This is a genomic window from Pseudomonas phoenicis, from assembly GCF_047302395.1.
Lineage (GTDB): Bacteria > Pseudomonadota > Gammaproteobacteria > Pseudomonadales > Pseudomonadaceae > Aquipseudomonas.
In genome coordinates, this window is the sequence record NZ_CP154852.1 from 1,472,006 (window position 1) to 1,486,619 (window position 14,614).

At 66.1% G+C, this 14,614-nt stretch carries 13 protein-coding genes; 11 read left to right on the forward strand and 2 right to left on the reverse strand.

Annotated features, from left to right (window positions below; translation table 11 throughout):
* Nucleotides 1-150: 150 nt before the first annotated feature.
* The 4 genes from tauA to tauD all read left to right on the forward strand — a co-directional run bounded on the left by tauA (nt 151) and on the right by tauD (nt 3,742).
* On the forward strand, nt 151-1,122 hold the full coding sequence (gene tauA, locus AA0Z93_RS06665; protein ID WP_413045845.1) for a taurine ABC transporter substrate-binding protein: 972 nt from the start codon (nt 151-153) through the stop codon (nt 1,120-1,122).
* 34 nt (nt 1,123-1,156) lie between these two features.
* Complete coding sequence (tauB, locus tag AA0Z93_RS06670; RefSeq protein WP_413045844.1) at nt 1,157-1,951, forward strand: taurine ABC transporter ATP-binding subunit; 795 nt, start codon at nt 1,157-1,159, stop codon at nt 1,949-1,951.
* Complete coding sequence (gene tauC / locus AA0Z93_RS06675; RefSeq protein WP_413045843.1) at nt 1,948-2,787, forward strand: taurine ABC transporter permease TauC; 840 nt, start codon at nt 1,948-1,950, stop codon at nt 2,785-2,787. The genes tauB and tauC overlap by 4 nt, the downstream gene beginning before the upstream one ends.
* 121 nt (nt 2,788-2,908) lie before the next feature.
* Nucleotides 2,909-3,742 (forward strand): taurine dioxygenase, encoded by an 834-nt coding sequence (gene tauD, locus AA0Z93_RS06680; RefSeq protein WP_413045842.1) that lies wholly within the window; start codon nt 2,909-2,911, stop codon nt 3,740-3,742.
* A 123-nt stretch (nt 3,743-3,865) separates the two neighbouring features.
* Here the strand turns inward: tauD and betT are convergent, their stop codons facing one another.
* Both betT and epsC read right to left on the reverse strand, forming a co-directional pair.
* Nucleotides 3,866-5,875 (reverse strand): choline transporter BetT, encoded by a 2,010-nt coding sequence (gene betT / locus AA0Z93_RS06685; protein WP_413045841.1) that lies wholly within the window; start codon nt 5,873-5,875, stop codon nt 3,866-3,868.
* A 276-nt stretch (nt 5,876-6,151) separates the two neighbouring features.
* Nucleotides 6,152-7,084 (reverse strand): serine O-acetyltransferase EpsC, encoded by a 933-nt coding sequence (epsC, locus tag AA0Z93_RS06690; protein WP_413045840.1) that lies wholly within the window; start codon nt 7,082-7,084, stop codon nt 6,152-6,154.
* A gap of 346 nt (nt 7,085-7,430) precedes the next feature.
* Between epsC and tcyJ the strand changes: the two genes are divergently transcribed.
* From tcyJ to AA0Z93_RS06725, 7 genes are all read left to right on the forward strand, one after another.
* Nucleotides 7,431-8,225 carry a cystine ABC transporter substrate-binding protein gene (tcyJ, locus tag AA0Z93_RS06695; RefSeq protein ID WP_413045839.1) on the forward strand — a complete coding sequence of 265 codons (795 nt, stop codon included), beginning with the start codon at nt 7,431-7,433 and terminating at the stop codon, nt 8,223-8,225.
* Nucleotides 8,225-8,890 carry a cystine ABC transporter permease gene (gene tcyL / locus AA0Z93_RS06700; protein WP_413048333.1) on the forward strand — a complete coding sequence of 222 codons (666 nt, stop codon included), beginning with the start codon at nt 8,225-8,227 and terminating at the stop codon, nt 8,888-8,890. The genes tcyJ and tcyL overlap by 1 nt, the downstream gene beginning before the upstream one ends.
* 3 nt (nt 8,891-8,893) lie before the next feature.
* Nucleotides 8,894-9,652: an L-cystine ABC transporter ATP-binding protein TcyN gene (gene tcyN, locus AA0Z93_RS06705; RefSeq protein ID WP_413045838.1), complete on the forward strand. Its 759-nt coding sequence runs from the start codon at nt 8,894-8,896 to the stop codon at nt 9,650-9,652.
* A gap of 253 nt (nt 9,653-9,905) precedes the next feature.
* A complete protein-coding gene (locus AA0Z93_RS06710; protein WP_413045837.1) occupies nt 9,906-11,147 on the forward strand; it encodes an SfnB family sulfur acquisition oxidoreductase in 1,242 nt (413 codons plus the stop codon).
* 107 nt (nt 11,148-11,254) lie between these two features.
* On the forward strand, nt 11,255-12,436 hold the full coding sequence (locus AA0Z93_RS06715) for an SfnB family sulfur acquisition oxidoreductase (protein WP_413045836.1): 1,182 nt from the start codon (nt 11,255-11,257) through the stop codon (nt 12,434-12,436).
* On the forward strand, nt 12,436-13,821 hold the full coding sequence (locus AA0Z93_RS06720; RefSeq protein ID WP_413045835.1) for an LLM class flavin-dependent oxidoreductase: 1,386 nt from the start codon (nt 12,436-12,438) through the stop codon (nt 13,819-13,821). Before AA0Z93_RS06715 ends, AA0Z93_RS06720 begins: the two co-directional genes overlap by 1 nt.
* Nucleotides 13,814-14,614 carry a MetQ/NlpA family ABC transporter substrate-binding protein gene (locus AA0Z93_RS06725; protein WP_413045834.1) on the forward strand — a complete coding sequence of 267 codons (801 nt, stop codon included), beginning with the start codon at nt 13,814-13,816 and terminating at the stop codon, nt 14,612-14,614. The genes AA0Z93_RS06720 and AA0Z93_RS06725 overlap by 8 nt, the downstream gene beginning before the upstream one ends.

The window sequence follows — 14,614 nt, forward strand, 5'->3', positions numbered from 1 at the left end:
TCTTTTCAACCCACCTGACGCCCGTCTTCCGATAGGCATCCCGCCTTCGAAGCTATGCCTAAGCTAATTCTTAAAAGTTATTTATTAAGCATTTCTTAGATCATTTAGTCTCATCGCCATTGCACCCCCGCCCACGATGAGGAATGCTCGATGATCGCCTTCGCCCCCTTGCGCCTGTTCGCCACCCTCAGCCTGCTCGGCGCCAGCTGGATGGCCCAGGCCGCCGACCTTACCGTGGCGTACCAGACCACCGTCGACCCTGCCAAGGTCGCTCAGGCCGACGGCGCCTATGAGACATCCAGCAAGGCCAGCATCGACTGGCGCAAGTTCGACAACGGCGCCGACGTGATCACCGCCGTGGCCTCGGGCGACGTGCAGATCGGCTACCTGGGCTCCAGCCCCCTGGCCGCCGCCGCCACGCGCAAGCTGCCGATCGAAACCTTCCTCATCGCCACCCAGATCGGCGCCGGCGAGGCACTGGTGGCGCGCAACGGCATCGACAGCCCACAGGCATTGATCGGCAAGAAGATCGCCGTACCCTTCGTTTCCACCGGCCACTACAGCCTGCTGGCCGCGCTCAAGCAGTGGAACATCGACCCGGCCAAGGTGCAGATCCTCAACCTGGCGCCGCCCGCCATCATCGCCGCCTGGAAGCGCGGCGACATCGACGCCACCTACGTGTGGGACCCGGCCCTGGGCGTGGCCAAGGAAACCGGCAAGGTACTGGTGACCTCCGGCGAACTGGCCAGCAAGGGGGCGCCGACCTTCGATGCGTGGATCGTGCGCAAGGACTTCGCCGCCCAGCACCCGGACGTGGTCAAGGCTTTCGCCAAGGTCACCCTCGATGCCTACGCCGCCTACCGCCAAGACCCGAACGCCTGGCTGGCCAACCCCGACAACGTGAGCAAGGTGGCGCGCCTGTCCGGGGCCAAGCCGAGCGACATTCCGCTGCTGTTGCAGGGCAACGTCTACCCGCTGGCGGCCGACCAGGCCACGGCGCTCGGTGCGCCCACCACCCAGGCGCTGACCGACACCGCCACCTTCCTCAAGGAACAGGGCAAGGTCGACGCCGTGCTGCCCGACTACGCACCCTACGTCAGCGCGCAGTTCATTCCCCACTGACCACGCATCTACCGCAACCGACCGGGAGCCCGCCATGGCCTTGCTCGAACTGACGCACGTCAGCGCCCAGTACCCCGGCGCCGCCACCCCGGTGCTGGACGACATCAACCTGAGCCTGGGGCCGCGCCAGTTGCTGGTGGCCCTCGGCCCGTCGGGCAGCGGCAAGACTTCGCTGCTGAATCTGATCGCCGGCTTCGTCGCGCCCAGCGCCGGGCGCATCAGCCTGGACGGCGTACCGATCGACGGGCCGAGCGCCGAGCGCGGCGTGGTGTTCCAGGCCCACGGCCTGCTGCCCTGGCAGGATGTGCTGGGCAACGTCGCCTTCGGTCTGGCATTGGCCGGCGTGCCGCGCGCCGGGCGTGAAGCCAAGGCGCGCGAAATGCTCGATCTGGTGGACCTGGCCGGCGTTGCCGAGCGGCGCATCTGGCAGCTGTCGGGCGGGCAGCAGCAGCGCGTGGGGTTGGCCCGCGCACTGGCCGCCGACCCACGGGTGCTGCTGATGGACGAGCCGTTCGGCGCCCTGGACGCCTTTACCCGTGAGCAAGTGCAGGAACTGCTGCTGCAAATCTGGCAGCGCACCGCCAAGCCGATCTTCCTGATCACCCACGACATCGAGGAAGCGGTGTTCCTGGCCACCGACCTGGTGCTGCTGGCGCCCGAGCCTGGGCGCATCGTCGAGCGCCTGCGACTGGACTTCGGCCAGCGCTACGCCGCCGGTGAGTCGGCCCGGGCGATCAAGTCCGACCCGGCCTTCATCGCCACCCGCGAACACGTGCTGGCCAAGGTCTTCGATCAACGCCTCGAAGCACGTCGGCAGGAGCGCGCATGAACAGCCTGGAACTGCCCTTGACCCGCGCCACCGACACGCCCCGGCCCGCCGCCGCGCGACGTCGGCGCAGCCTGCCCACTCGCTGGATCAGCGTGCTCACCGTGCTCAGCCTGTTGGCCAGTTGGTGGCTGGTCACGGCTGCCGGCTGGGTGGAGCCGTTGTTCCTGCCCTCGCCCGGCGATGTCGTCGCCAAGGCCGGGCAGTTGCTCAGCCAGGGCTACATGGAGGCCAGCCTCTGGCAGCACCTGGGCGCGAGCCTGGGACGCATCGGCCTGGCCCTGCTGCTGGCCACGCTGAGCGCGATCCCGATCGGCATCGCCATCGGCTACAACCGCGTGGCGCGCGGCATCTTCGACCCGCTGATCGAGTTCTACCGGCCGATCCCGCCCTTGGCCTACCTGCCGCTGATCGTGATCTGGTGCGGCATCGGCGAGCTGTCCAAGGTGCTGCTGATCTACCTGGCGATCTTCGCACCGATCGCCATCGCCACGGCCACCGGCGTGCGCACGGTCGACCCGGTCAGGCTGCGCGCGGCGCAGTCGCTGGGCGCCACTCGGCTGCAACTGATCAAACACGTGATCCTGCCCAGCGCCCTGCCCGACATCCTCACCGGCATCCGCATCGGCCTGGGTGTCGGCTGGTCGACCCTGGTGGCTGCCGAGCTGATCGCCGCCACCCGCGGCCTGGGCTTCATGGTGCAGTCGGCGGCGCAGTTCCTGGTCACCGACGTGGTGGTGCTGGGCATCGTGCTGATCGCAGCGATCGCCTTCGCCCTGGAGATGGGCCTGCGCGCCCTGCAACGCAAGCTGGTGCCCTGGCACGGCGCCACCCATTGACGCATCGGGCGCTGGCACCAGCTTCGACGAGCGGGCCAAGGCTGCGGACAACGCAGCAGGCCCGGGCCGCCAACGCCCTTTCGACACCTCGACCCCCATCCTGACGACGCTGGAGACTTCCATGGCACTGAGCATCACTCCCCTGGGCACCGCCCTGGGCGCGCAGATCAGCGGTGTCGACCTGGCCGCGGACCTCTCCCCGGCGCAGCGCGATGCCATCGAGCAGGCTCTGCTCGACCACCAGGTGCTGTTCTTTCGCGACCAGCCGCTGACACCCGAGCGGCAGGCGCGCTTCGCCGCCCAGTTCGGCGACCTGCACGTGCACCCGATCTACCCGAAGGTCGCCGACACCCCGCAAGTGCTGATTCTCGACACCGCCGTGACCGATGTGCGCGACAACGCCATCTGGCACACCGACGTGACCTTCCTGCCGACCCCGGCCCTGGGCGCGGTGCTCGCCGCCAAGCAGGTGCCGGCCTACGGCGGCGATACCTTGTGGGCCAGCGGCATCGCGGCGTTCGAAGCGTTGTCGGCGCCGTTGCGCGGCTTGCTGGATGGGCTGACCGCCACCCACGACTTCACCCATTCCTTCCCGCTGGAGCGCTTCGGCAGCACCGCCGAGGACCTGGCGCGCTGGGAAGCCACCCGTCGCGACCACCCGCCGCTGTCGCACCCGGTGGTGCGTACGCATCCGGTCAGCGGACGCAAGGCGCTGTTCGTCAACGAAGGGTTCACCACACGCATCAACGAGCTGGCGCCGAGCGAAAGCGAGGCCCTGCTCAAGCTGTTGTTCGCCCACGCGACGCGCCCGGAGTTCACCGTGCGCTGGCGTTGGCAGGCCGACGACGTGGCGTTCTGGGACAACCGCGTGACCCAGCATTACGCGGTGGACGACTACCGCCCACAGCGGCGCGTGATGCACCGCGCGACGATCCTGGGCGATGCGCCGTTTTGAGCGAGGTGCGGGCCCCGCGGCAAGGCCGCGACGCGGAAACGAAGCGCGGGTGACCGGTCTCCCGAATCACCCGCGCTGGCCTGCAGGGCAGGCCGGAGGGAAAACGCCAGGCTGCCGCTGGCCTCAACGCACCAGGTGCAGGAACTGCATGTGCCGTTCGTACTGGTCGAGGATGTCGTTGATGATCTGTTCCTTGCTGTAGCCGACCAGATCGTAGTCCTGGCTGCCTTCGGACAGATGCACCTCGGCGCGGTAGTAGCGGCGGTTCTTCAGTTCCTGCGAACCCAGTCCACCCAAAGCGAACGACGGCGTGAAATAACCGCGCATCTGCACCTGGTAGGTGAACGGCTGTTCCTCACCGTGGCCGACCTTGAGGCTGACGTTATCGTGCGCCGGATCGTCCTGGGTGATGATGGTCAGACCCTTCTGCTCGAACACTTCCGTGACCTCGCCGATGGCCGGGCGCACCACGTCGTCCATGAAGCGGTACACCTCGTCGCGCGACGGGAAATGCACCACCTGGCTCAGGCGCTGACGCCAGCCGCCGCGGCCTTTGCCGCGCCGCGCCTGGGCCACCGGTGCCAGCGAATGCATCTGTGCGATGCGCCGCTGCGATTCGAGGTAGAAGGCCTTGTGCAGCCCCCACATCATGCACAGCAGAATCAGCGAGAACGGCAGCGAAGTCAGCACCACCGCCGACTTCAGCGAGTCGATGCTGCCGGCGAACAGCAGGCTGATGGTCACCAGCGCGGTCATGCCGCCCCAGAAGATGCGCAACCAGTTCGGCCCGTCTTCGTCGGCGCTGCCGCCTTTGGCCGACAGCGTCGAAAGCACCACGGTGCCCGAGTCGGCGGAAGTGACGAAGAACACGAAGCTGATGAACACCGTGACGGCGATCACCGCCTTGCTCCACGGGTAGGTTTCCAGCAGCAGGTAGAGGGTCATCGACGGGTTGTCCAGGGCCGACTGGCCGAGCGCCGCCATGCCGTGGTTGATCACCTGGTCGAGGGCGCTGTTGCCGAAGATCGACATCCAGGCCAGGGTGAAACCCAGCGGAATCAGCAGCACGCCGAAGACGAATTCGCGGATCGTGCGGCCACGGGAGATGCGCGCGATGAACAGCCCCACGAAGGGCGCCCAAGCGATCCACCAGGCCCAGTAGAACACCGTCCAGCCGCCCAGCCAGTCGCGGTTGTCACCGTAGGCGTAGACGTCGAAGCTCTTGCTCGGCAAGGCGCCCAGGTAATCGCCCAGGTTCTGGATCAGGGTGTTGAGCAAGTGCTGGGTGGGGCCGGCGAACAGCACGAACAGCAGCAGCGCGCAGGCCAGGAACAGGTTGATGTCGGACATCACCCGCACGCCCTTCTCCACCCCGGCAACGGCCACCGCCACGGCGGCGCCGACCATCAGCACGATCAGGCCCACCTGCACCCATTGGCTGTGGCTGATGCCGAACAGGTAGTCGAGCCCGGAGTTGAGGTGCAGCACGCCGAAGCCCAGGTCGGCGCCCAGGCCGAACACCGTGGCGATGATGCCGAAGCCATCGACCGCATAGCCGATCGGGCCGTTGATGCGCTTGCCGATCAGCGGATACAGCGCCGAACGCAAGGCCAGCGGCAGGTTGTGGCGATAGGCGAAGTACGCCAGAGCCATGCCGACGAAGGCGAACACGCCCCAGCCGTGCAGGCCCCAGTGCAGGAACAGGATCTGCATCGCCTGGCGCCCGGCTTCGACCGTGCCGCCCTCGCCCTGCGGCGGTTGCAGCATGTGGGTCAGCGGTTCGGAGACGCAGAAGAAGAACAGCGTGATGCTGATCCCGGCGGCGAACAGCATGCCGGCCCAGGACAGGTAGCTGAACTCGGGCTCGTCGTGGTCGGCACCGAGCTTGATCTTGCCGTAGCCGGAAATGGCGGTGACCACCACGAAGACCAGGTACAGCGTCATGGCCAGCATGTAATACCAGCCGACCGTGTTGGCCGCCCAGTTCTGCGCCGCCAGCAGCCAGTCGCCGGCCGCTTGCGGGAAGCTGATGACCACCAGGCCGAACAGCAGGATGACGCTCGCCGCGAAATAGAACACCGGCGGGTTCATGCGGACTTTTTCGGAAACGGTTTCAGGGACCGATGCACTCATGGGCAGTGCACCTCGAAGAGGGGTGGAACGTTCGGAGTGAACGGGTTCAGCAAAGGGAATCCTCCTGTTGAACACCGGCAACAGACCAGCGCGTTTATATTGAACAAGCGTTCAAGTTAAACATGGATCGCCCGCCATTGCGACCCGAGCGGGCCGAACGGCAAGCCGGCGTCACGTGTCGATGTGAGTGTCAGAGAGGCGCCGCGACGGGCAAGTTCCGTACTTGCTCGAATGGCTTCAGCCCCCTTGTGGCGGGGGCTGAGGACGCGCGGCGGGTCAGCGCGTGCTGTCGCAATCGAGTTGCAGGTTGGCCTGGGTGATGTTGCTCTGTGCAGGCACGCTGCGGGTCAGCCAGACGTTGCCGCCGATGGTCGAGCCCTGGCCGATGGTGATACGTCCGAGGATGGTGGCACCGGCGTAGATCACCACGTCGTCCTCGACGATCGGGTGGCGCGGCTGGCCCTTGTGCAGCATGCCGGTTTCATCGGTCGGGAAGCGTTTGGCGCCGAGGGTCACGGCCTGATAGATGCGCACCCGCTCGCCGATGATGGCGGTCTCGCCGATCACCACGCCCGTGCCATGGTCGATGAAGAAGCCCGGGCCGATCTGCGCACCGGGATGGATGTCGATGCCGGTGGCCGAGTGCGCCAGTTCCGAGCCGATGCGCGCCAGCAGCGGCAGGCCGGCGCGGTACAGGTGATGCGCCAGGCGGTGGTGGATGATGGCCAGGATGCCGGGGTAGCACAGCAGCACCTCGTCGACGCTGCGGGCTGCGGGGTCGCCGTGGAAGGCGGCCAGCACGTCGGTGTCGAGCAGCACGCGCAGGTGCGGCAACTCAGCGGCGAACCCCTGGATCAGGCTCAGGGCACGGGCATCGGTGCTGGCCACGTCGCTCTTCTCTTGGCGCGCGGCGTAGCGCAGCTCCAGACGGGCCTGGGTCAGCAGCAGGGTCAGGGCCGTGTCTAGGGTGTGGCCGACGTAGAAGTCTTCGCTTTCCTCGCGCAGATCGACCGGCCCCAGACGCATGGGAAACAGCGCGCCGCGCAACAGCTCGAAGACCTCGCCGATGGCTTCGCGCGAGGGCAATTCGCGGCCGCCCTTCTCGCCGCTGCTGCGGCCGTTCTGGGTGCGCCACTGGTCGCGGGCGTTGCGCAGCCCGCTGACGATGGTCGGAAGCTGCCACTGGCTGGTCGAAGGGTGTTGGCTCACGGTGTGCTCCTGCCGCAGGTCGGGGGCGATTGTTGGAAAGTGGCCATTACTCTACGACAATCTAGCCTGTAGGCGCGCCGGTCGCGCTCCGATGAGAGCCGCGCTATCCAGATGCCACTCAATGCCAGACTCCATCCAGCAACAGATATGAGGTGTCGTCGCCCATGACGGACAAATCGCAATATCGAACCGTCTTTACAGCCGTCGGCATTTACTGGTCTACGCTACGGCCAGTGAAGAATGCAGCGGCGCGTGCATAAGCACAGATCGATTGCGTCTTTCCCGCCCCCGGACACGGCGCTGTATCGTCGCCAGCCACTTCTACCTCCCATACGCAGGGCACTCCATGATCAGACTCGGCAAACCGCTCCTCACCACCGCCTTGGCCCTGCTGTTGGGCGTCGGTCTGGCGGGCCAGGCCTCGGCCGGCGAACAGCTCAAGACCATCCAGGACAAAGGCGTGCTCAACGTCGGCCTGGAGGGCACCTATCCGCCGTTCAGCTTCGTCGACGAAAAGGGCAAGCTCAGCGGCTTCGAAGTGGAGCTGTCCGAAGCATTGGCCAAGCAGATGGGTGTCAAGGTCAAGCTGCAACCCACGCCCTGGGACGGCATTCTCGCCGCCCTCGCTTCCAAGCGTCTGGACGTGGTGGTCAACCAGGTGACCATTTCCGATGAGCGCAAGCAGAAGTACGATTTCTCCACCCCCTACACGATTTCCGGTATACAGGCCCTGGTGCTGAAGAAAAACCTCGACACGCTGGCCATCAAAGGCGCCGCAGACCTGAACGGCAAGAAAGTCGGCGTGGGCCTTGGCACCAACTACGAGCAATGGCTGCGCAAGGAAGTGCCGAAGGCCGACGTACGCACCTACAACGATGACCCGGTCAAATTCCAGGACCTTGCGGTCGGCCGCATCGACGCCATCCTCATCGACCGTCTGGCCGCGCTGGAATACACCAAGAAGGCGCCGAACACCGCTTTGGCAGGCGAAGCCTTCTCGCGCCTGGAATCGGGCATCGCCGTGCGCAAGGGCGAGCCGGAGCTGCTGGACGCGCTGAACAAGGCCCTGGCCGCGCTCAAGGCCGATGGCACCCTGGCGGCGCTGTCGCAGAAATACTTCGGGGCTGACGTCACGCAATGATCGAGCAAAGCCTGCAGCTGGCCCTCGACTCGCTGCCGTTTCTGCTCAAGGGCGCGTACTTCACCGTCATCCTCAGCGTCGGCGGCATGTGCTTCGGGCTGCTGCTGGGTTTTGCCCTGGCGCTGATGCGCTTGTCGCGCCTGTGGCCGGTGAGCTGGCTGGCGCGGATCTACGTGTCGTTCTTTCGCGGCACGCCGCTGTTGGTGCAACTGTTCCTGATCTATTACGGCCTGCCCCAGGTCGGCATCGAGCTCGACCCGTTGCCCGCCGCGCTGATCGGCTTTTCCCTGAACATGGCCGCCTACGCCTGTGAAATCCTGCGCGCGGCCATCGCTTCGATCGACCGGGGCCAGTGGGAAGCCTGCGCCAGCCTGGGCATGACTCGCGCCCAGGCGCTGCGCCGCACGATCCTGCCGCAGGCCATGCGCACCGCCCTGCCGCCGCTGGGCAACAGCTTCATCTCGCTGGTCAAGGACACCGCGCTGGCGGCCACCATCCAGGTGCCCGAACTGTTCCGCCAGGCCCAGCTGATCACCGCACGCACTTTCGAAGTGTTCACGATGTACCTGGCCGCCGCGCTGATCTACTGGGTGCTGGCCAGCCTTCTGGCGCACCTGCAACACCGCCTTGAGGCACGCGCCAACCGCCATGACCGGGAGCATTGAGCGATGATCGTCGTCGAAGGCCTGACCAAGCGTTTCAACGGGCAGACGGTGCTCGACCGCATCGACCTGCGTGTGGAGGCCGGTGAAGTGGTGGCCATCATCGGCCCCAGCGGTTCGGGCAAGACCACCTTCCTGCGTTGCCTGAACCTGCTGGAAACGCCCGATGCCGGCAAGGTGCGCATCGGTGACATCGGCATCGATGCCGACCGGTCACTGGGCAACCAACAACGGGCGATCCGTCAACTGCGCCAGCAGGCCGGGTTCGTCTTCCAGAACTTCAACCTGTTTCCCCACCGCACGGCACTGGAAAACGTCATCGAAGGCCCGGTGGTGGTGAAGAAGATGCCACGCGAGAGAGCCTTGGCCCTGGGCCGCGCGCTGCTGGCCAAGGTGGGCCTGGCCGGTAAGGAAGACGCCTACCCACGCAGATTGTCGGGCGGCCAGCAGCAGCGCGTGGCGATCGCCCGGGCGCTGGCCATGGAGCCTGAGGTGATGCTGTTCGACGACCCCACCTCGGCGCTCGACCCGGAGCTGGTCGGCGAGGTGCTAGCGACCATTCGCGGCCTGGCGCAGGAGCGGCGCACGCTGATCATCGTCACCCACGAAATGAGCTTCGCCCGCGACGTGGCGAACCGGGTGATCTTCTTCGATCACGGAGCGATCGTCGAACAAGGCGAGGCCAAGGCCCTGTTCGCCAATCCACAGCAGCCACGTACGCAGCAATTCCTGAGCAAGTTCCTGGGCACTGCCGCAGCCGGTTGAACAGGCTTTTTCCAGCTTGGCATTCACACTCGGGAAAGCTCGGACAGGTAAACGCTGCCCTTCTATAGATATTCGAAAAAGCTATTTCATAAAGATTTAATAAGCCACTAGGGTATATCCACCGGACCACCGGACCAACAAACGTCTGTCGCTCGAAGCGACCTATTCATTTTGTGAGGTCAGGAATGGTCAAGGTCTCGATTACCCCAGTGCATAACGCCAGGGCATTGCGTGCAGCCAAGGAGCGGCGCTAATGTCCAGCCAATTCGATCCAGTGTTCCACGTGGAACATGACGTTGCTCCCGCTCTGCTGTCTGCCAAAATATTGCGCAATGACGATGAAGCCCTGCAAGCAGCCCACGAGCTGGCGCAAGTGGCTCGGCAACAGGCCGCGCAGCGTGACCGTGAACGTGTCCTGCCTTGGAATCAAATCGAGCTGTTCACCCGCAGTGGCTTGGGCAGCATCAGCGTACCCAAGCAGTACGGTGGTCCAGACGTTTCCTTCGCTACCATCGCCGAAGTGTTCCGCATCATCAGCGCGGCGGACCCGGCCCTGGGGCAGATTCCGCAGAACCAGTTCGGCATCCTGCAACTGCTGCGCCTGACCGCCACCGAGGAGCAGCAGGCCGTGATCTTCCGCAGCGTGTTGGAAGGTGCGCGCATCGGCAACGCCGGCCCTGAGCGCGGCAGCAAAGACACCCTGACCTTGAAGGCGCGCATCACGCGCAGCGACGACGGCTATCGTCTGAGCGGTGAGAAGTTCTACTCCACCGGCGCCTTGTTCGCCCATTGGGTCGCCGTCAAAGCGCTGGACGACCAAGGCTTGCAACGCCTGGCTTTCGTACGCCGTGGCAGCCCGGGCCTGCGCATCGTCGATGACTGGTCGGGCTTCGGTCAGCGCACCACCGCCAGTGGCACCGTGCTGCTGGATGACGTACCCGTCGAAGCAGCGCTGGTCATCGACAACTGGCGCCAACGCGACCTGCCCAACACCCAGGGCGCCAGCTCGCAACTGATCCAGGCCGCCATCGACGCCGGCATCGCCGAAGCAGCCATCGACGACGCCATCGCCTTCGTGCGGGAAAAGTCCCGCCCCTTCATCGAGGCCAAAGTTGAACGTGCCAGCGACGACCTGTATGTGATCGCCGACATCGGTCGCCTGAAGCTGGAACTGCATGCGGCCCAGGCACTGCTCGGCAAGGCCGCGCGCGTGCTCGACGACGTACACGCGGCGCCCATCGATGCCGCCTCTGCGGCGCGGGCATCGATTGCCGTAGCCGAGGCCAAGGTGCTGACCACCGAAGTGGCCCTGCAAGCGAGCGAGAAACTGTTCGAGCTGGCCGGCAGCCGCGCGACCCTGGCCGAGTTCAACCTCGACCGGCACTGGCGCAATGCCCGGGTGCACACCCTGCACGACCCGGTGCGCTGGAAGTACCACGCGGTCGGCGCCTACCACCTCAATGGGACATTGCCGGCACGGCACTCCTGGATCTGATCGCAAGGCCGCCCATACCTGGCGGCCCTCCCCATGCCCTTGCAGGTGGCGGCCGACGCCTGGTCCATCCACGAAGCGCGAACGCCACCCCGGCCCCGGAGCACACCATGACTGCACCCATCATCACCAGCGACGTCCAAGCGCTAGCCGTCGCCGAACAGATCGCCCAGCGACTGCAAACAGGCAGCAGCGAACGCGACCGCGAGCGTCGCCTGCCCCATGCCGAACTGGCGCTGTTCAGCGGCTCGGGCCTTTGGGCCATCAGCGTGCCCAAGGCTTTCGGCGGCGCCGGCGTGTCCAACGTCACCCTGGCCCAGGTCGTCGCGCGCATTGCCCAAGCCGACGCTTCGCTCGGACAGATTCCGCAGAACCATTTCTATGCCTTGGAAGTGCTGCGTGTGAACGGCAGCCCCGAGCAGCAACAACGCTTGTACGCCGAAGCCTTGGCCGGCCGGCGTTTCGGCAACGCGCTGGCCGAACTGGGCACCAAGACCGCCCATGAGCGCACCACCCGCCTGACCCGCGACGGCGCCGGCTATCGCATCGACGGGCGCAAGTTCTACGCCACCGGCGCGCTCTATGCGCAGCGCATCCCCACCTCGGTGGTCGACGACGAGGGCCGCCAGCACCTGGCCTTCGTACCCGCCGACGGTCGGGGCGTGCAAGTGATCGACGACTGGAGCGGTTTCGGCCAGCGCACCACCGGCAGCGGCTCGGTGCAGTTCGACCATGTGTACGTCGAGGCCAACGACGTGGTGCCGTTCGACACGGCTTTCGAGCGCCCTACCCCGGTCGGCCCACTGGCGCAGATCCTCCATGCCGCCATCGATACCGGCATTGCCCGCGCCGCGTACGAGGACACCTTGAAGTTCGTACGCACCCGCAGCCGGCCCTGGATCGATTCCGGATTGAGCAGCGCCAGCGAAGACCCGCTGACCTTGAAGAGCGTCGGCCATCTGGCGATTCGTCTGCATGCCGCCGAAGCGCTGCTGGAGCGGGCTGGCGAACACCTCGACCGTGCCCAGGCCGACACCACTGCCGAAACCGTGGCCGCCGCCTCGATCGCCGTGGCCGAGGCCCGCGCGATCAGCACCGAGATCGCCCTGGCCGCCGGCACCACGCTGTTCGAACTGGCCGGCAGCCAGGCCACCCTGGCCGAGCACAACCTCGACCGCCACTGGCGCAACGCCCGCGTGCACACCCTGCACGACCCGGTGCGCTGGAAGTACCACGCCATCGGCAACTACTACCTCAACGACGAGCGCCCACCACGCCGGGGGACGATCTGATGGCCAAGCAGCTGTTGCTCAACGCCTTCAACATGAACTGCATCGGGCACATCAATCACGGCCTGTGGACGCACCCGCGCGACACCTCGACCCAGTACAAGACCCTCGCCTACTGGACCGACCTGGCCAAGCTGCTGGAGCGCGGGCTGTTCGACGGGCTGTTCATCGCCGACATCGTCGGCACCTACGACGTCTACGGCAACTCCGTGGACGTGCCGCTCAAGGAGTCGATCCAGCTGCCGGTCAACGACCCGCTGCTGCTGGTGTCGGCCATGGCCGCCGTCACTCGGCACCTGGGCTTCGGCCTCACCGCCAACCTCACCTACGAAGCGCCCTACCTGTTCGCCCGGCGCCTTTCCACCCTCGACCACTTGAGCGACGGCCGGGTCGGCTGGAACATCGTCACCGGCTACCTCGACAGCGCCGCCCAGGCCATGGGTCTGGAGCGCCAGCCCGAGCACGACCGCCGTTACGACCAGGCCGACGAGTACCTGCAAGTGCTGTACAAGCTGCTCGAAGGCAGTTGGGCCGACGACGCTGTGGTCAACGACCGTGCGCGGCGGGTGTACGCCGAGCCGTCCAAGGTGCGCAAGGTGCGCCACCAGGGCGAGTTCTACAAAGTCGAGGGCTACCACCTGTGCGAGCCCTCACCGCAACGCACGCCGGTGCTGTTCCAGGCCGGTACTTCCTCACGCGGCCTGGCCTTCGCCGGCAACCATGCCGAATGCGTGTTCATCGGCGGCCGCGACAGGACCGCCACCCGCGCCCAGGTCGACAAGGTGCGCGCTGCCGCCCAGGCCGCAGGCCGCGACCCGCAGGCGGTGAAGGTATTCCTCGGAATAACGGTGATCGTCGCGCCCACCCAGGCCCAGGCCGAGGCCAAGCACGCCGAATACCTGCGGCATGCCAGCCCCGAGGCAGGCGTCGCGCATTTCGCCGCCTCCACCGGCATCGACTTCGCCACCTACGCCCTGGACGAACCCATCACCGCCAGCAACGGCAACGCCATCCAGTCGGCCACCCGCCAGCTGCAGGAAGACGCCTGGACGCGCCGCCGCCTGCTGGAGCAGCACGCCTTGGGCGGGCGCTACCTGACCCTGGTCGGCGACCCTGCGCAAGTGGCCGAGCAGTTGATCGGCTGGATCGATGACACCGGACTGGACGGCTTCAACCTGACCCGCACCGTGACCCCGGAAAGCTTCGAAGACTTCATCGACTTGGTAGTGCCGCAACTGCAACGGCGCGGCCGCTACAAAACCGCCTACGCCGAAGGCACCCTGCGCGAAAAACTGTTCCGCAGCGACCGCCCGCACCTGCCTGCCGACCATCCCGGCGCGGCCTATCGCCATACCCCTGCCCCGACTGGAGCCCTGCACCATGCTTGAGAAACTGTTCCGGCCCGTCGCGGCCATCGCTCTGACCCTGACCTTTGGCGCCAACGCGCTGGCCGCCGAGCCGCTTAAGGTCGGCACCACGTCGGCCTTCGCCATCCCGCTGGAGGCGGCCGTCGAAGAAGCGCACAAGCAAGGTCTGGACGTGAAGCTGATCGAGTTCAGCGACTGGATCGCGCCCAATGTCAGCCTCAACGCCGGCGACATCGACGTGAACTACTTCCAGCACATCCCCTTCCTGGAAAACGCCAAGGCCGCGGCCGGCTTCGACCTGGTGCCCTATGCCTCAGGGATCATCAACAACGTCGGCCTGTATTCGAAGAAATACACATCCTTCGCCGAACTGCCCGAAGGCGCCAGCGTGGCCATCGCCAACGACCCGATCAACAGCGGCCGCGGCCTGCAACTGCTGGCCAAAGCCGGGCTGATCACGCTCAAGCCAGGCGTAGGCTACAAGGCCACCGAAGAAGACATCACCGCCAACCCGAAGAAACTGAAGATCCTTCAAGTCGAGGCCGTGCAACTGGTACGCGCCTATGACGACGCCGACCTGGTGCAGGGCTACCCGGCCTACATCCGCCTGGCCAACAGCTTCGACGCCACCTCGGCGCTGCTGTTCGACGGCCTGGAAAACAAGGAATACGTGATCCAGTTCGTCATCCGTCCGCAGAGCAAGGACGATCCGCGCCTGGCCAAGTTCGTCGACATCTACCAGCACTCGCCTGGCGTACGCGCGGCCCTGGACAAGGCCCATGGCAGCCTGTACCAGGCCGGCTGGGAAGGCTGA

Coding starts and splice junctions, on each gene's coding strand:
- tauA (WP_413045845.1), top strand. CDS start 151: ATGATCGCCTTCGCCCCCTTGCGCCTGTTCGCCACCCTCAGCCTGCTC.
- tauB (WP_413045844.1), top strand. CDS start 1,157: ATGGCCTTGCTCGAACTGACGCACGTCAGCGCCCAGTACCCCGGCGCC.
- tauC (WP_413045843.1), top strand. CDS start 1,948: ATGAACAGCCTGGAACTGCCCTTGACCCGCGCCACCGACACGCCCCGG.
- tauD (WP_413045842.1), top strand. CDS start 2,909: ATGGCACTGAGCATCACTCCCCTGGGCACCGCCCTGGGCGCGCAGATC.
- betT (WP_413045841.1), bottom strand. CDS start 5,875: ATGAGTGCATCGGTCCCTGAAACCGTTTCCGAAAAAGTCCGCATGAAC.
- tcyJ (WP_413045839.1), top strand. CDS start 7,431: ATGATCAGACTCGGCAAACCGCTCCTCACCACCGCCTTGGCCCTGCTG.
- tcyN (WP_413045838.1), top strand. CDS start 8,894: ATGATCGTCGTCGAAGGCCTGACCAAGCGTTTCAACGGGCAGACGGTG.
- AA0Z93_RS06710 (WP_413045837.1), top strand. CDS start 9,906: ATGTCCAGCCAATTCGATCCAGTGTTCCACGTGGAACATGACGTTGCT.
- AA0Z93_RS06715 (WP_413045836.1), top strand. CDS start 11,255: ATGACTGCACCCATCATCACCAGCGACGTCCAAGCGCTAGCCGTCGCC.
- AA0Z93_RS06720 (WP_413045835.1), top strand. CDS start 12,436: ATGGCCAAGCAGCTGTTGCTCAACGCCTTCAACATGAACTGCATCGGG.
- AA0Z93_RS06725 (WP_413045834.1), top strand. CDS start 13,814: ATGCTTGAGAAACTGTTCCGGCCCGTCGCGGCCATCGCTCTGACCCTG.